This is a genomic window from Paenibacillus foliorum (genome assembly GCF_013141765.1).
In the GTDB taxonomy this organism is placed as follows: Bacteria; Bacillota; Bacilli; order Paenibacillales; family NBRC-103111; genus Paenibacillus_S; species Paenibacillus_S foliorum.
This window is the reverse complement of sequence record NZ_WHOD01000045.1, coordinates 62,575-80,097: the sequence shown is the minus strand read 5'-3', so window position 1 is coordinate 80,097 and position 17,523 is coordinate 62,575. Positions and strand designations below refer to the sequence as shown.

General features: G+C 44.1%; 15 protein-coding genes. 12 read left to right on the top strand and 3 right to left on the bottom strand.

The genetic code is table 11. The annotated features are described in order from the left end of the window. The 8 genes from hypE to GC093_RS08520 all read left to right on the top strand — a co-directional run bounded on the left by hypE (position 1) and on the right by GC093_RS08520 (position 9,587). The gene (hypE, locus tag GC093_RS08550; RefSeq protein ID WP_171651445.1) at positions 1–1,005 is read left to right on the top strand and encodes a hydrogenase expression/formation protein HypE; all 1,005 of its coding nucleotides are present in this window, start codon (positions 1–3) and stop codon (positions 1,003–1,005) included. Between the two features lie 275 nt (positions 1,006–1,280). Continuing rightward, the gene (locus GC093_RS08545; protein ID WP_171651444.1) at positions 1,281–1,664 is read left to right on the top strand and encodes an ACT domain-containing protein; all 384 of its coding nucleotides are present in this window, start codon (positions 1,281–1,283) and stop codon (positions 1,662–1,664) included. 397 nt (positions 1,665–2,061) lie between these two features. Further along, complete coding sequence (locus GC093_RS08540; RefSeq protein WP_171651443.1) at positions 2,062–3,393, top strand: globin-coupled sensor protein; 1,332 nt, start codon at positions 2,062–2,064, stop codon at positions 3,391–3,393. A gap of 35 nt (positions 3,394–3,428) precedes the next feature. Next, positions 3,429–4,394 carry a methyl-accepting chemotaxis protein gene (locus GC093_RS08535; RefSeq protein ID WP_171651442.1) on the top strand — a complete coding sequence of 322 codons (966 nt, stop codon included), beginning with the start codon at positions 3,429–3,431 and terminating at the stop codon, positions 4,392–4,394. Between the two features lie 90 nt (positions 4,395–4,484). Next, complete coding sequence (locus tag GC093_RS08530; protein WP_171651441.1) at positions 4,485–6,866, top strand: response regulator; 2,382 nt, start codon at positions 4,485–4,487, stop codon at positions 6,864–6,866. 52 nt (positions 6,867–6,918) lie between these two features. Further along, entirely contained in the window at positions 6,919–7,149 is a 231-nt protein-coding gene (locus GC093_RS35850; RefSeq protein WP_281365199.1) for a response regulator, read from the top strand. Continuing rightward, complete coding sequence (locus tag GC093_RS36325; RefSeq protein ID WP_281365198.1) at positions 7,124–7,972, top strand: HD domain-containing phosphohydrolase; 849 nt, start codon at positions 7,124–7,126, stop codon at positions 7,970–7,972. Before GC093_RS35850 ends, GC093_RS36325 begins: the two co-directional genes overlap by 26 nt. A 64-nt stretch (positions 7,973–8,036) precedes the next feature. Beyond that, positions 8,037–9,587 (top strand): PAS domain-containing sensor histidine kinase, encoded by a 1,551-nt coding sequence (locus GC093_RS08520; RefSeq protein WP_171651440.1) that lies wholly within the window; start codon positions 8,037–8,039, stop codon positions 9,585–9,587. 175 nt (positions 9,588–9,762) lie between these two features. On the opposite strand, the gene GC093_RS08515 is transcribed toward GC093_RS08520, so the two are convergent. After that, on the bottom strand, positions 9,763–10,809 hold the full coding sequence (locus GC093_RS08515; protein ID WP_171651439.1) for a hypothetical protein: 1,047 nt from the start codon (positions 10,807–10,809) through the stop codon (positions 9,763–9,765). A 206-nt stretch (positions 10,810–11,015) separates the two neighbouring features. Between GC093_RS08515 and GC093_RS35840 the strand changes: the two genes are divergently transcribed. The 3 genes from GC093_RS35840 to GC093_RS08505 all read left to right on the top strand — a co-directional run bounded on the left by GC093_RS35840 (position 11,016) and on the right by GC093_RS08505 (position 12,071). Continuing rightward, positions 11,016–11,246, top strand: a complete 231-nt coding sequence (locus GC093_RS35840) for a class I SAM-dependent methyltransferase (protein WP_246313948.1) — start codon at positions 11,016–11,018, stop codon at positions 11,244–11,246. Positions 11,247–11,323: 77 nt separating this feature from the next. Then, on the top strand, positions 11,324–11,692 hold the full coding sequence (locus tag GC093_RS35835; protein WP_246313947.1) for a hypothetical protein: 369 nt from the start codon (positions 11,324–11,326) through the stop codon (positions 11,690–11,692). Between the two features lie 46 nt (positions 11,693–11,738). Beyond that, positions 11,739–12,071 (top strand): DUF3024 domain-containing protein, encoded by a 333-nt coding sequence (locus tag GC093_RS08505; RefSeq protein ID WP_171651438.1) that lies wholly within the window; start codon positions 11,739–11,741, stop codon positions 12,069–12,071. Between the two features lie 247 nt (positions 12,072–12,318). Here GC093_RS08505 and GC093_RS08500 read toward each other — a convergent pair whose 3' ends face one another. Both GC093_RS08500 and GC093_RS08495 read right to left on the bottom strand, forming a co-directional pair. After that, positions 12,319–15,252 carry a DEAD/DEAH box helicase gene (locus tag GC093_RS08500; protein WP_171651437.1) on the bottom strand — a complete coding sequence of 978 codons (2,934 nt, stop codon included), beginning with the start codon at positions 15,250–15,252 and terminating at the stop codon, positions 12,319–12,321. Further along, a complete protein-coding gene (locus tag GC093_RS08495; RefSeq protein ID WP_171651436.1) occupies positions 15,249–16,808 on the bottom strand; it encodes an SWIM zinc finger family protein in 1,560 nt (519 codons plus the stop codon). The genes GC093_RS08500 and GC093_RS08495 overlap by 4 nt, the downstream gene beginning before the upstream one ends. Positions 16,809–17,071: 263 nt before the next feature. On the opposite strand from GC093_RS08495, the gene GC093_RS08490 reads away from it, so the two are divergent. After that, on the top strand, positions 17,072–17,488 hold the full coding sequence (locus tag GC093_RS08490; RefSeq protein ID WP_171651435.1) for an NUDIX hydrolase: 417 nt from the start codon (positions 17,072–17,074) through the stop codon (positions 17,486–17,488). The last annotated feature ends 35 nt before the right edge of the window (positions 17,489–17,523 follow it).

Here is a 17,523-nt window from a genome sequence, read left to right as displayed (position 1 = left end):
ATGAACGGCAGAATTACTTTAGCCCATGGAGACGGTGGCGAGCTTTCACATCGATTGATTCAGGAAATCTTTTTAACTGCCTTTGGGAGTAGCTCCGCTCCTCTAATGGATGCTTCCATTCAAAGTATGTCTGCACCTAGGCTTGCCATGACAACCGATAGTTTTGTTGTTAAGCCAATCTTTTTCCCTGGCGGCAATATCGGCAAGCTTTCCATTGCAGGAACGGTGAATGACTTGATCGTAAGCGGAGCCAAGCCTTTATATTTGACTTGCGGCTTCATCATTGAAGAGGGGTTTCCTCTGCAGGATTTGAAAATCATTGTTCAATCAATGGCTGAGGAGGCGGCAAAGTCGCAAGTTAGTATTATTGCCGGCGATACGAAGGTAGTGGAGCGAGGTTCATGTGATGGTATTTTCATCAATACCACGGGTATTGGCGCTATCTATGAGCATCAACACCCGATGCCAGATGGCATGAAGGAAGGTGACAGTGTGATCGTCACGGGAAGCATCGGCGATCATGGCGTCGCTATTCTAACAGCGAGGAATGAGCTGGGCTTGCGGACGGAAGTGCTGTCCGACTGCGCTTCTCTGAATGGAATGCTGGAAGAGGCATTGGGCAACACAAAGAACATCCGCATCATGAGGGACCCTACTCGTGGCGGCCTGGCTACATCGCTGGTGGAGATTTGTGAGGATTTTAAAGTTACCATTGAGTTGGACGAAGAGCAGATTCCCGTGCGTCCGGAAGTTCAAGGGGCTTGTGAGCTGCTAGGCCTTGAGCCGATCTATCTAGCCAATGAGGGCAAAGCCCTCATCATCGTAGGCAAGGAGGAGGAAGCCAAGCTCCTAGAAGTACTTCGTCGTCATCCGGAGGGAGCAAATGCGACAGTCATTGGGCGTGTGACAGGCACGCAGAAAGGTCAGCTTCAGCTGAGAACCGTATTTGGTTCATCTAGAAGGCTGAATCGGCTGTCGGGCATGCTGCTGCCGAGAATTTGTTAATATAATTATTTATTAATATCATTAATTAATCCGATGCGACTCGTCAGAGCTCAGCGTTGGCTTTTTATTACATATTAATGCTTGCCCAAATTTCCAAGTTATTACCATTAAGATACTTATTTAACCTTTACTAAGAAGAAGTATGCCGCGTGGCATACTTCTCTCCATTAACGGGCAGCATTACGTAATAAGATGCAACCAACTAATAGGCGGTTAGCGATTGGTTTCTGTATAATTTCCATAAGATGAATAAATTTAGGAAGGGGATAAAAGAGATGAATTTAGTCATATTGGACACTATCTTTTCCATTGTGAAATTATCTGCAGCAGACACTATTCCATCTTGGGCTATTTGTGGTGAATTATTCTCAATTACACGAACAGGTGAGGAGCTTTCTATTGTATGTCCTTCATCATGTCTTCCCGAAACAGGAATCAAAGATGTGGAAAATAACTGGAAATGCATAAAGGTAGAGGGGGTGTTGGATTTTGGATTAACAGGTATATTAGCTTCCTTAGCGAATCCCTTAGCCGAACATAACATTAGCATTTTTGCCATTTCTACTTTTAACACGGATTACTTATTAATTAAAATCCATTCACTTGAAAAAGCAAAGTCAGTTTTGGAGATCGCAGGACATTCATTCAACAGCTTATAAGAACTTATAATGACTGACCTGAGTGGATTAAAATTCGAAATGAGAAAAGAACACCCCGTAGAATTCGTAACATAGTGAAACTCACTGTGTTCATGAAAACTATGGGGTGTTTTGTTGAATAGGAATAAATGTAATGCGCCTGCAAATAGCTCCATTTTACAAACAATCGCCTCGTCTGCACATACGGTTGGTTTTATTTGTTGTGATGCGCAGCCTTTACAAGTTTCAAAAATATTTCATAACAATGTTGTATACTAAACATGAAATTATTAAACTATTGATTTTTACATGTATTACTGTGAGAATGTTAACCAAAGCATCTGACTTTATTTAGCCAGTTCGATCTTTCGGTAATCAAAAATTATCTTGTAGTTATGAAGGGGAGTAAGGTAGACAAATGGCAAAATGTCCATTTTCATTTTTAATTAATATCTTTGGTGGTAATAAAAAGCCGGCAGAGCATTCGGAATGGTTGGTAAAAGCGAAAGCCGAAAAGGTGACAATCGATCTGAAGGATCCAACTATATTAAAGCAACTTGAAATGATCGAACTGACAATAGAAGAAATTCAACTGGCTAAATCCATACAATCTCTTATCTCGCAACATATCGATGAAATTGTATCTACCTTTTATCGAACCATCACCAACGTAGAAGAACTGAAAGAAATCATCCTTGAAAATAGTACTATTGAACGGCTCCGAAAAACGTTGGAGATGCATCTGATAGAGATGTTCGATGGGCAAATCGACAGTGGATATTTGAAAAAAAGATTTCGGGTAGCTGATGTACATTATCGGGTTGGATTAGAGCCCAAATGGTATATGGGAGCATTTCTGAACTTGCAAAGTACGCTTTTGGATATCGTTCATCGATATATCGAAAACCGGGATGAGAGTATTAGAATCAGCAAAGTGATTACCAAGATTCTTAATTTTGAACAACAGATCGTACTGGAAGGCTATGAGAAGGAAAATGTTCGTCAAAGACAGCTTCATTATGAAAACGTCAAAGAAGAGCTAAAAGAAAAAATCATTACGGTAAGTCAGGAAATGACGGTTATTACCGAGCAAACAAGCGCCTCTGTCCAGCAGTTGATTGCAAGCAGTAATGAGGTGAACCTTTCTGTTCTGAGCAGCGCAGAAACCTCTAGAGATACGCAGCTGCTTGCAAAGGATGGACAAGAGAAGCTTGCCAGATTGGAATCAAGCATAGTATCTATATTCAATAGGACCAATACGATGGAAGAGAATGTCAAGCAATTAAATCAATCCGTGCAGAAAATCGGTAATGTTATTGATCTGGTGCAAGAAATTGCCGTTCAAACGAACTTGCTTTCCATGAATTCAGCTATTGAAGCTGCAAGAGCGGGCGAGCACGGAAAAGGGTTTTCCGTTGTTGCACAAGAGGTTCGCAAGCTATCGGATCAGACCAAACTTTCGGTGGAACAGATAAATGCATATATTGTACAGACACGCGAATATACCGAAGATGTTGTGGGAGCTATACAAGAGGTACATACGTTCGTTCGTGAGAGCAAGTTAGAATCGGAAGCGACAGAAGGAGCTTTTAATCGTATCGTTCAATCAATGGCGAGTAGTCTAGGGGACGTGGAAACGGTGGAGCAAGGGATGAAAACGTTGGTACATAATATCGAAGAGATAGGATTGGCAACGCAAAAGGTAGTGGCTTCAGCGGAAACCTTACATCAATCGGCAATAAATGTGTAATTGTAAGTATTATTTGGAAGGATGATTGCTTAACTATGCAGGACAAAAAAAATCGTCTCATGTTGTGGCTTTCCGCCGCAGCTGTATTATTAAATGTTATTATATTTATAGTAACAAGGACGTTCGACCCTTTTCGACATACGATGGGAATCCACGGTTCCGGGTTTGAGATGAACATTCTAATGCTATGGGCTCAGAATGGCCTTTTTTTATTGCCCATTGTTAGTCTGGGACTTGCCGTTTATTGGTTTTTGAATAAGGAGCATGTGTATTTGCCATGGTTGAACACGCTTACTCTAACCTTCTCGAGCTTTTCCATCATCAGTGGAAGCGGAGGCAATGTTGAGTTTCATTTTTCCATCTTTATGGTTATCGCAGCGGCGGCTTATTACGAGAATACGCGTTTGATCGCCATGATGACCGTATTATTTGCTATCCAGCATGTCATGGGATTCTTTTTCTTTCCCCAGCTCATATTTGGGACTGACACGTACCCCTTCCTTATGGTCGGGATTCATGCTGTATTTCTTGTAATAACGTCAATTGCAACAATATGGCAAATTCGCTCTAAGCGCAGCATTACGAGTCAACTAGAGGATGAAAATAGAAGCAAGGAGGACAAGATTATGGCCTTGCTGGAGCATGTTCAGTCTTTGTCCGGACAAATAGGTTCAACCACTGGTATCGTTTCTGAGACATCGGAACAAAATGTTCGGACTAATCAGGAAATGCGTTATGCATCTGAAGAAGTGACTGGAGGGCTAGGTGATCAGGCACTCTCTCTTGAACAGATGGAATCCAAGCTTCGCAATATCAATCTTGCGATACAATCCGCGTTGTTTGTATCTTCTGAAGAAATGAAAAAAAATGCGATCGTATCCGAACAAGCCATCATGGAAAGTCACGGAAAAACCAGGGTATTAAAAGAATATATGATGCAAATATCGGAATCGGCAATTAAACCTATTGACTTTATCGCTGCAGCAACGTTTTTCTGTTGAATAAATGTCATTTAACAATGTGGAGAAAGCCTTCATTAATTCCGCAGAGATTAACTTGGAATCAATATGTAAAGGAAAGAGGGATTTTCGGTGGAACATGCTCATGGTTCGTATGATTCGATACTTGTTGTTTTTTCATATATCGTTGCAGTAGTAGCGTCATACACGGTTCTAGATTTGACGGGGATGATCAGTACAAACAAAGGGAAAAGCCGCTGGTTATGGCTCTTGTTTGGCGCTGTCGCCATGGGTATGGGTATCTGGTCGATGCACTTTGTAGGGATGCTTGCCTTCTCACTGCATGTACCGATCGCTTATGACTTATTGCTTGTCCTGCTGTCTGTATGGGTAGCTATTATTGCATCCTTTATTGCCTTATTTATCGTTGGACGCAACCAGCTAACCCTTCGTCAATTGCTAACCGGAGGGCTTCTGCTTGCAGTTGGCATTTCAGCGATGCATTACATCGGAATGGCTGCGATGCAGCTCGATATCACGTATGACCCCTTCTTTTTTTCGCTCTCCATTATGATAGCGGTTGTGGCATCTATTGCGGCGTTGTGGCTATCTTTTTATTTCCGCAAGGGTGGAGAACAAGGCAAAGGTTGGAAGAAGCTCGGAAGCGGGTTGATTATGGGGGCTGCGATCGTCGGTATGCATTATACAGGCATGATGGCTGCTGACTTTCATTTGGGCGGCAAATCAGCCTTATCTTCAGGCATGGTGTTGGATCAGAAATGGCTCGCTTATTTCATATCGGGCGGCACTTTATTTACGCTTGGATTGTCGCTGCTTGGTATCTACATTTCCAGAAGATTTTCACATAAGGATTCGGAAATACAGGAAAAAACAGATGAGATTTATATCATCAATCAGGAGCTGCGGCAGTTAAACGATCACTTAGAAGAGTTGGTGGCAGAACGCACCGCGCAGCTTGAGAAAGCCCATGATGAAGCCATCAAAGCGAATATGATCAAGAGTCAATTCCTTGCCAATATGAGTCACGAGCTGAGAACTCCGCTTAATGCTATTATCGGGTACAGTGAAATGCTGAAAGAAGAGGCGGAGGAGCTTAACGAGCCCACCTTTGTGGATGATCTAGGGAAAATCAGCAAGGCTGGAAATCATCTGCTTGCACTTATTAATGATATTCTGGATATCTCGAAGATCGAAGCTGGCAAGATGGAGATTCACTTTGAGACATGCGAATTGGCTGATCTGATTCAGGATGTGATTATGACAGTCACACCGCTGATAGAAGGGAATGGAAATCAGGTGGAAACCCGTTGTGAGGATGGTGAAATCACCACAGATGTAACGAAGCTGCGGCAAATCTTAATTAATTTGCTTAGTAATGCGAGTAAATTCACCAAGGCTGGCCAGATCATTCTCGATATCTACCCTCAAACAAGAGGTGACGAAGCAGGTTATTGTTTCCGCGTTCAAGACTCAGGAATTGGGATGACACCGGAGCAGCTTGAGAGGTTGTTTCAGCCGTTCACGCAAGCTGATTCCTCAACAACGCGGAAATATGGAGGCACCGGTCTTGGTCTGGCTATCAGCCAACGTTTTTGCAACATCATGGGGGGTGAAATTCGCGTAGAAAGCGAATTTGGATCTGGCAGTACCTTTACATGCTGGCTACCAACGGCTCCTCTTGAACAGGGATCTGATACAGGTACTTCTTCAGAGGCGAAGATCCAATATGTGGAAGAGAACGATCAGGTGAGCATTCTTCTTATTGATGACGAGCCGTTCAACCGGCAATTAATGGAGCGGTTTCTCGTCAAAGAGGGATGGACAATGGCGTTCGCTGAAAGCGGCCAGGAAGGGCTTTTGCTGGCCAGGAAGCTTCGCCCCAAAGTGATCTGTCTCGATATTCTCATGCCTAGCATGGATGGGTGGAATGTATTGTCGACATTGAAAAGCGATCCGGAGCTAGCAGATATCCCTGTTGTGATTTGGTCAATGACAAACGATAAGAATTTGGGTTATTCACTAGGAGCTTCTGAATTTTTAATGAAACCGGTACAACGGGAACGGTTGGTTGAGGTGATGGACAAATATGTATCGAATCGTAATCATCATTCCATTCTCGTTATCGAGGACGATACGACGACAAGCGAGCTGATGACTAAGCTGCTGCACAAAGAGGGTTATGTGGTGAATCAGGCTCGGAACGGCAGATTGGCTTTGGAGTGCATGGCCAAGGAAAGGCCAACACTGATCTTACTTGACCTGATGATGCCGGAAATGGACGGCTTCCAATTCATAGAAGAACTGCGTAAGCAGGATGCTGCGTGGCGTTCAATTCCGATTGTGGTGATAACAGCGAAGTCGATCACATCGGAAGATCGGTATAAGTTGAACGGTTATGTGAAGAACATCATTCAAAAGGGAGCGTTCGACCATAAATTGTTATTAAATGAGATTCGTCAGTTCATAACAGATACCGTGGTTCAGAAGGGGTAATATAGGCCCGCCAATTAAAGTGAACGCATACCCAACGAATGGAGTGTGAAAGATGGACGGATTCGAATTTGAACTCGCCAAAATTCTAATCGTCGATGATCAAGAGTACAACATAAGTCTTCTGGAGCGAATACTAGGTCGCGCTGGATTCAAAAAGCTGTACAGCACAATGGATCCGCATCAGATCAAACAGCTGCTGATAGAGGTTGATCCCGACATCGTACTGCTCGATCTACATATGCCTGGGATGGATGCGTTTGCAGGCACTAAAGCTGATACGTGAACAGACTGAGGAGAACAGCTATTTGCCAGTATTGATGCTTACCGCCGATATGACCTCCGAAGCCAAGCAGCAAGGGCTGCAAGCAGGAGTTAATGACTTTTTAACCAAGCCCTATGATCGAACCGAAGTAATTCTCCGCATCAACAATTTACTGAAAACCCGGCACCTTCATCTGCAGCTTCAACAGCATAATAATACGCTGGAGGAAAGAGTACGGGAACGTACAGAACAACTACAGAAGGCAAAATTAGAAATTTTGCAGCTTCTTGGGCGCGCGGCGGAATATCGCGATGATATGACCGGGAGGCATACCCAGCGAGTAGGTCATCTGTCAGGTTTAATCGCGGGACGTATAGGGCTTTCCGAGTCGCAGTGCAGCCTTATCCGAATGGCAGCCCCTCTTCATGATATTGGCAAGATTGGTATTCCTGACGAGGTATTGTTGAAACCGGGCCGATTCGAGCCCCATGAGTTCGAATGTATGAAGACACATACGACAATTGGGTCCAGCATTTTGGAGGGCAGCTCATTTACCGTGCTGAAAATGGCAGGAGTTATTGCGAGATCGCATCATGAGAAGTGGGATGGCTCCGGTTATCCTCAAGGACTAAGAGGAGAAGAGATTCCCTTGGAGTCACGTATTGTGGCTCTTGCCGACTTTTATGACGCATTGACCCATGAGCGACCTTACAAAAAAGCCTGGAGTTCGACCGACGCGATCGCAGAGGTAGAAAAACAGAAGGGGTACCATTTTGACCCGCAGGTGGTAGATGCGTTTCTTCATTTGATTCATCAAAATCTATGGAATGATGCAAGCGCTTAAAGAAGCTATACATGCATTGGAGTAATTACTAGGTAGTAAGTAGAAAGGAAGTTGGAGGTAAAACATGTTTACTGTTATCAAAGATGTGAGACATGCGTTAGCTGCTTTGGAAGAGTCATTTATCGTCTCGGTGACAGATGAGAAAGGGATCATTACTTTTGTCAATGATAATTTTTGTGATATTTCCAAGTTTGAAAAATCCGAACTCATTGGTTTAACCCATAATAAGATTAACTCTGGATTTCATCCTCAAGCCTATTTTAAAAACTTATGGGAGACAATTAGCAAAGGAATAGTATGGAAGGGAGAAATGAAAAATCGTGCGAAGGATGGCAGCGAATATTGGTTGGACATGACATTGGTGCCATTCGTGAACGATCACGGTAACGTCTATCAATATGTGGCCTTCGGTAGTGAGATCACAAATCGCAAGAAGAAAGAAGAGTCGTTAACAAAAACTATGGAGGATTTATGGGATATTGAAAATGCCCTGGATGAATCCTCGATTGTTGCGATTACGGATAACAACGGTGTTATATCTTATGTTAATGACAAGTTTTGTGAAATCTCCAAGTACAATCGGGAAGAGCTGATCGGAAAGACACATCGGGTTATCAATTCCGGCTATCACCCCAGATCATTTTTTGAAACTATGTGGGAGACTATCAAGCAAGGGTTTGTGTGGAAGGGAGAAGTTAAAAATCGGGCAAAGGATGGCAGCGAGTATTGGATGAATACGACGATTGTTCCGTTTCTCGATGATAAGGGAATCCCACATCAATTCATTTCCATTCGTACGGATATTACTAACAGAGTCAAGGCGGAAACTGCTTTGGCAGAACGCACGGAGCAATTGGCAAAAGCGCATGATGAAGCGATTAAAGCTAATATGATCAAAAGTCAGTTTTTGGCCAACATGAGCCACGAGCTCCGCACCCCTCTGAATGCTATCATCGGTTATAGTGAAATGCTGCAGGAAGAGGCAGAAGAAATAGGCGAGGCTACCTTCGTGGAGGATTTGGGGAAAATCAGTAAAGCAGGTAATCATCTGCTTGCGCTAATCAATGATATTCTGGATATCTCGAAGATCGAAGCAGGCAAGATGGAGCTTCATCTGGAGATATGTGATCTGCCAGCTTTGATTATGGATGTGATGACGACCTTCACACCGATAGTAAAGGGGAGAGGCAATCGAATAGAAACGAGGTGTGTAGAGGGAGTCATTACGACAGATGAGACAAAGCTACGGCAAATTCTTATCAACTTGCTCAGCAATGCCAATAAGTTTACCGAGACTGGCAACATCAGCTTTGATGTTTACAGGGAAACAAGAGGGAATCAGGAGGGATATTCTTTCCGGGTTCAGGATACGGGTATCGGAATGACTCCACCTCAAATTGAGAAGCTGTTCCAGCCATTTTCCCAGGCAGATGCGTCAACGACAAGAAAATATGGCGGTACCGGCTTAGGGCTGGCAATTAGTCAAAGCTTTAGTCATATTATGGGAGGGGATATTACTGTAGATAGTGAGTTTGGTGTTGGCACCACCTTTATATGCTGGCTTCCGGATCACCCTGAGGGAGATGACATGGCTTCGATTCTAACTGTTTGGTAATAATTTCCAACTATTTGCTCATCACTCCGCGTACGCTTCTGGTTGCGTGGAGGGTGGGCAGCAGAATATGAATTTTTTAAATGAACAAAACTTGCCGTTTTAAATAACGAAGTGATACAGTGATAACTTTTTACAAAACGGCAAGTTTGTCTGAGCTTTTTAAATTTTCTTAACTCTATTTTTTAGATACTATGCTAGGGTTGGAGGCTAGGAGATCCTCGGTGAACTCCCGAAGTCTAGGAAGAAATTGGAGAACGTCATCGGCACGACGGATCAGGTCGCTGTTAGAGGTGATACCAAGGTCGGCGATAACGGCTTCAAAGGCTGGGGCGAGTGCAAGCTGTATGGCAGGTGAAGCGTCTGCGGTTAGAATTTTGTGACAGCGTGCAAAGGTAGCAACGATCCAGAACATCGCTTCACGATGGAAACCGGACTGGATGAGTTCAAGGCTGCCATCAATTGCAATCGGACGGGCTACAGAGGTGATGTCAGTGCTGAAAAAGAAAGGTGTTTTACCTACAGCTGCAGCTGCGTCAAATGTTCGAGTGAGTTCTTCGAGATGATGTTCGACTCGCTGACTAGTCAGGTGAGCACAACCGAGCAGCTTTAGCAGATCTTCATATAGGTCAGCGTGTCCATATTCCTTAAGTACTTCACAAGCGATCAGGTAGCGGCGCCGTACAGTAGGATTGCGAAGCGCTGCCACGAGTAATACGTGCGTGGTCACACCGGTCGGGAAGAGCCAAGCGGTTATCTTGTCGTGTAACGGCGCATCGATATCGATAGCCCTTAGCCCATTTTCGATCTTCTGAAGAGCGTTCTCGCATCGATGACGTACCCATACTTGCTCGGTGAAACGGAGAGATACCTGTGTTTGAAGTCTGTGCAGATGTCCGGTGGGGTCGGTAATGATCGTGTCCACACGGAAGCTACCTGCCAGATGATAGGACGCCAGAACCTCTTCGATTGATGCGAGCTGGTTCCAAGAAAGATAGGTCACCTCAACTAAAGCGCCGTGATAGACGAATTTTCCAAGCTTAAGCGGGGATTCAGCTTCTTCGGTAACGACTACAACATCGATGTCAGAAGCTGCCGATAATTCTGCGTCATCAGGCAATCCTATCGTTGAACCGCTGAAATAAGCCCCCCTGAATCCTGCCTCTTTGCTAGCGTGCTCCAAGACCCACTCCGACGCTGCTGTTCGTGCTGTTCCGACTATCATGGACACCAACCTCCACTTCGTTCAATTTAATAAGGTACTGATAATATTAAGGCGGCAACCGTATAATATGCTTTCAGTCTAAGGGAAATGTCGGCAAATTCATAGTAGAAGCTGCGTTGTGAGCCGGAACAAGCATTTATACAAGGGCTGTAAGCGTCATATTATTTCGCTAGCAAAACGACTAGTAACAGTTCTGGAGGTAACTCATGGGAATCGAATGGTACGACATGATCGCAAGAAGAAATGGCGGATACAAGGGCAGAGCTATATATACTGTAGAAGGAAAATCCGCTGAAGATATTTTTGAAGAAAGACTAATTAACATGTTACCTAGTTTCAAGTCAGTACTCGATGCGGGTTGCGGTCATGGAGAATTTACATTAAGGATGTCTAAGTACACAAACAGGTTACTGGATTTGATAATTCAACAGAGTTAATTAATATTGCACAATCTTTATTAAGTTCTAGTGAAATTAATAATTTAGATTTTAAATACGCCACAACGAAATCAAAAATGCCATTTTATGATGGACAGTTTGACTTGATATATAATAGAAGAGGACCAACTTCAATTATTAATCATAGTGAAGTGTTATCTTCACGTGGTACAATATATGGAATACATACTAATGTAGACTCTGTGAAAGAACGATTATATAAGAATGGATATACGGGATTAGAAATCGAGGAGTTCAATGAATCAATTTCATATTTTCCGAATGAAGTTGAATTTGCTAAGTTTTTATCAGACGTACCGGGTAATCCGGATTATACATTACCTGAGCTAGAGAAAGAACTTGAAGTAAGGATAAGAGAAAATAGTATTGACGGAAAACTTGGAATAAGAGAACATAAATATATCTGGAAAGCTATTAAACCTTAAGAATCTAGATGTTAAAACCATAAAACTACCCCAACGAGGTGAGCACATGCTGGATGCATTCACAAAAAAGAGAATTGAAAAATTACTGTCCGATTATATTGATCAGAAGGTGCCAAAAAGCGTTAGAAATCAAGTAAGACTTAACTTTAAATTTAGAGGAAATAACGTCACACTGGTAGAGGAAAGACCAGCCTTTAAAAGTGATCAATGGGTGGAACTAGATATTGCTCAATTTCGATTAGAAGAGAGCAAGTGGAAAGTATACTGGAGAGATAGTAAGGACAAATGGCATTTTGTTGAAGATATCATTCCGGATGAAGACTTTGAAAAACAATTGAAAACAGTTGATAAAGATAATCGAGGGATGTTTTGGGGATAAGGAAGAGGACTTGTTTCCCGAAGGTAGCAGAGGTAAAGACAGTAGGTTTAGAAAGAGAGTCATGCAAGATATATTACGAAGTAGTATATTCAGCAACCCTGCACTGCCTTACAGCAGCAGCAGCGCGGCTTTAAGGCAGTGAGTGTTCTGGAACATAACAACGTTGCACGAGAGTATTTAGAGCAGCATCGTAGGAGAAGGCCTTCTGGAAGCTAGACCATTCTTAATAGAATGGATCCTATCTACATTACCAAGACTGGCGAAGCGCGAACAAATTGTGAAGCTCCTCGTTCGATAATTCAGTAATCCAATTTTCAGAGGTGGAGATTACGTTCTCGCTCAAGCTCATCTTGCTCTCCAGCATTTCATCGATTTTCTCCTCAAGGGTGCCAAGAGAAATGTATTTATGCACCTGCACGTTTCGCTTCTGTCCCATCCGATAGGCTCGGTCGGTTGCTTGGTTCTCTACGGCGGGATTCCACCAGCGGTCATAATGGAATACGTGGTTGGCTGCGGTCAAGTTGAGTCCGACTCCGCCGGCTTTCAGCGACAGGACAAAAATACCCGGGCCTGTTCCGTCTGCAGCCTGGAACGAGTCAATCATTCTATCGCGCTCCACCTTGGGCGTGCTGCCATTCAAGTACAGCACAGGCTCGCCCTGTTGGGCTCCCAGTACATCGGCCAGCATACGTCCCATGCCTACGTATTGAGTGAAGATCAAGCAGGAATCCCCCTCATCCCGTAGCTCACCAACCATGGCTGCGATCCGCTCCAGCTTCGCAGACCGCGAGATGAACGCTTCACGGTGCTCTTCGAGCAGAAGAGCTTCTCCCGATGGAATTGCTTCCTTCATGAGCAGCGCGGGGTGATTGCATAGCTGCTTAAGCTGGGTCAAGACACCAAGGATGGCTCCTTTTCGCTCAATGCCTTCCAGATTCTTCATACGTTCCATCAGATCCTTGACCACACGCTCGTAGAGCGCTCCTTGCTCGGCTGTCAGGTTGATGTAGACTTTCATCTCCTGTTTGTCTGGCAAATCCAGTTGAATAGCTGGATCTTTCTTTTTACGGCGCAGCATGAAGGGCTTGATAAGCTTCTGAAGCTGCGCCGTTTGCACCTCGTCATGATGCTTCTCTATGGGATTGGCAAAACGATGCTGAAACCCTCGCTGGTTACCCAGGTAACCGGGGTTAAGGAAATCGTAGATGGACCACAGCTCTGATAATCGATTCTCTATCGGCGTCCCTGTCAGCGCAATGCGGTGCTTTGCATGGAGCGAACGGACCGCTGCCGATTGTTTGTTTTGTGCATTCTTAATGTTCTGTGCTTCATCCAAGCAGAGAGAACTCCAAAGAGTTTCCTGTAGAGTTTCTTGATCCAATAGTGCAGTTGTATAGGAGGTAATTACAACGTCTGTATGTTTCAAAGCGGTAGAAAGTGCTTCGCCATTTAACCGTCCCCTCCCGTAATGAAGCATAACCCTTAAATCGGGAGCAAAGCGGGCTAACTCCTTCTGCCAGTTGCCAAGAACAGAAGTTGGACAAATGAGTAGAGAAGGGTGCTCAGACTCAGTTCTGTGATGGAGTAAATATGTGATGAATTGAACGGTTTTACCGAGTCCCATGTCATCGGCTAAACAGGCACCAAGTCCGAGCTTTCTAAGAAAACTCAGCCATGTGAAGCCTTCACGCTGGTAGCCGCGCAGCTCTGCGCGCAGTCCATCAGGTATTGCAAGCTCCTGTAATTCTGATGGCTGACCCAACTGACGGACTAATGCTAAGAGATGTGAGTTTAACTCAATCTCCAGCTTAATCCTTGTTTCCTCCTCTTCCGCATCTTTTTCAGTTGTACGGCCAGATTCTGATGGTTTCAGCGGCTCAGATTCGCTTAACAGATGCAATTGAAGAACATCCTGCAAAGATAAGCCCTCTTCGGGGTTTACACTTTCCATGAGCCTGCGGATCTGCTCCAAAAGAGCAGGGTCCAAGTAGACCCATTCTCCGCGGAAGCGGATAAGCCTTTCCTTGCGGCTAAGCAGCTCAGCGAATTCGGACGCGTTCAGGTCTGTGTCGCCGATGGCAATTCGCCAGTCGAAGTCTACAAGGGAGTTTAGTCCGAATAACGACTTGCTCTTGCCGCCTGCTTCCGATGTAATCTGCGCGCGCAGCCGTGGCTTTCGTTTCGAAGCAGCCTCCCACCAGCCTGGCAGCATGACATTCCAACCGTCATTCAGCAATTGGCGGCTATCCGTAGTCAGGAACCGCCAAGCAGCCTCATCGGTTAACGGTTCAGCAAAGAGCTCACCGCCGATATTCTCGGTTGGAAGCGCAGCAGACAGCCTTGCTGCCCATCCGGGAGAACGCTCTAAGATATAAGCGCTCCAATCGCTGGCCCATACTCCGGTAGCGTGACCGTCTGCTGCTAGGCGAATAGGTATAAAGACTGAGCCGTCGCTTTTATCCTGTAGAATCAAACGGAGGCGCCAATCGTATTGTTCTTCGTCCGGCTCCAACAGCTGCAAAGCGGGGCGGAAGGGAGCCGTATCCGGTTTCCAACCGAGTGAAGCGAGCCACTCTTCCTCTGTAAATGTATGAGCCGAGGCTGCTGCTTCCGCAGTCCTTTTAAACAGAGCGGGATAATCCCGTCGTAGATCAGACACGGCGTCTTCGTTCGCATAGTGTTCTACCGAAACAATGGCGGAAAAAGCTGAGCGTAAGCCTCTCATTTCTTCACCTAGGAAGTCCAAGGATAAAAACAAATCCCAATCTAATTCTTTCAGCTCCTCAGATCCAGCCTCCCATGTCCAGTCCAGCGTTCCATTGCGGTATGAGCTGTAACTTGGTATATAATGGCCTGCTTTGGCTTCTCTATATAGGAGGGGGGCGACATTAAGTAATGCTTTAGTGGCTTCATTACCCAACTCCCAGCGGAGAATGTCCATGAAATTCGGCTCAGAGAAGAAGGGGAGCACCATTTCTGCTGGGAGGACAGTCAATGTCAGTTCCCCAGCCTGCCGCAGCTCCAGTGTAGTCCCGTAGCAGGATGGCTCGTGCCAAGCGAACAATAAATTCCGAAATTTCTCGCCTGGTACCTCATACCCATCCTGAAGTCCCCAGAGTAAAGCATCCCCACTATCCGTTAGTATCACTTGAAAAGTCATATCATACAATTTTGTACTCATTCCAACAGCTTTCCTTTCTTCATTTCCTCTTGCAGCGCTCGAAGCCGGCTGTGTCGTCCCACATATCCGGCGAAGAAACGATCCCAGCGCTCGGTTTGCTTCATTTTCCCGTATACTTTATCCAGTCTTTTCAGCAGCTTGACCGATTTTTTGTAATCATGCCGATTTTTAAGGGAGACATAATGTTCGATGGCTTGATGATAATAAGGTAGAAGGAGCTCTGGCGATTCCTTCTCGATAGGCTGTAGGACACTGACTCGATGGTAAAGTGGATCCTGTCCTTTAAAGATTTGCATTTCCAACCAAGGCTTCCACTTTCGCTGCTCGTACAGCATTTCTTCGATAATTGGACCCGAATGGGGCAGCATCTCTTCCAGAACGTTCCATAAGTGCTTTTCGGCTTCAGGAATATGCGCGGCAGCTTCTTTCCAGTAACCGATATAGGCCTCTAGTTCCTTGGTTCGTTGGCCATAAAAGTAAGAGGCAGTTTTTAATAACCAATCAACCAGATTGTCCCAGTCACGCGCAGCAGAAATATGATTCAGGAAAGTAAGAAAGAGACTCATTGGTGCTTTTTTCAACGTGCCGCTCGCTTCTAAGGCTTCCCATGCCTCACTGCTTCTGGATTGATATAGGTATAAGAAAGCCTTCGCCGCTGAGAAGGAAGAAGAAATAGGATGGGTTGTTAGGTTCTCTATTTCGTTAATCTCCTGTGACACCCAGTGGTCGGCATTGGGAGAGGGGGCTATCCAGTATTTCCACAGCGCCGTATATAGGCCATAATCCAGATATTTCTGGTCGGTTTCTGTGGCCAACTGCTGTCTTATATAACTTAACGTTTGTTTAAGGCGCTCTTCTGCGAGGGTAAAGTTGAAAAGAGCTGATTTTTGGTGTATCCCGACATGAATTGTATCGTACATTTGGTACAATGCAGACGAGGTATAATAGTTTACACTGCTTTGAGCATTCTGTTCTTTTATTTTTCTCAGGATAAATAATTCTTGATGCAATTCAAAAAAGACCCAGTCAATCGCAGAAAAAGGAATGTCTACCTTCTTGATTTTTTGCAGCTCTTGCCGCAGTACGTTCGTAAAACTTCCCTGATCGTAAGTCGGTTTAACATGGGTTGTATATTGGTTCAGAAACTCATGCCAGCTGAAAATGTCCATCTCAGGCAATTGAGAGAGCGACGAATCTAATGAGGAATTCGAAGTGGCCCGCTTCAGGTGATAAGCTGCATTCACAATTTGGGAAGCCGGATAACCCATTCGGTCAGCAAGCTCCATGATAACCGCCGCCAGATGCTTGCAATAGGTTTGGACGGGGCAGGTACAGGAACTGGATGCAAACTTATTTAAATTCAGCGTAACACTGTTGTCTTCAGGACCTGTTACCTTAGCGTGAACCACACGATCCTCAGAAATGACCAAGGTTGTTACGTGCTGCTGTTTAAAATAATTAAACCCTCGGCTAAGGGTAACCTCATTAAAGGTTTTAGCTACATGCTCAAGAAGTTTCAACCATTGCTCATCGTTTAAAGCAGGTAAAGAACTCATAGAAAGGCTCCTTGCTAAAAATTATAAGATTATTACAACTCCATTATAGTGAAATACGAACATAAATACGACTTTTTCATGATTTGCCTTTAAAAACGATTTTGAAAATGAGGTGGAGGTTATATGTTTAGTGGTAAAATATCGAATAGGGTAGTTGGTGTAGAATTTCTGCGAATTCATCATATGACAGTATATCATACATACTAGTGGTTCAAATGGCTCATGGTTTCGCATGGATTTGGAAGAAATAAGGAGGTCAAGTAATGCAAGGGTATAACGTTCTTATGATTTACAGTAAAGCTATGGACCGACTGCTAATGTGTAAACGGTTAAAGAATCCATACATAGGATTAAGAAATCTAGTTGGCGGAAAAATCGAGGATGGAGAAGCGGGTATTGATGCTGCTTATAGAGAACTATTTGAAGAAACCTGCATTTCAAAAGAGGATGTGACTTTGTATCATTTAATGGACTTTAAATACTATTTACAAAAATGCTATGTTGAAGTTTATGTTGGTAAATTAAAGCATGATGTAATTATCTCAGGCGAAGAAAATGAACTATACTGGTCTGATTTGAATCAAGACTTTTTTGACATGTCCCTATATGCAGGTGAAGGAAATATTGGGCATATGATTGAACAAGTGAATATGAGCAAAGATTTAATTCTAATTGATTAAACACTTTCCTTGTGGGAGGGAATAGTCCTACCTAA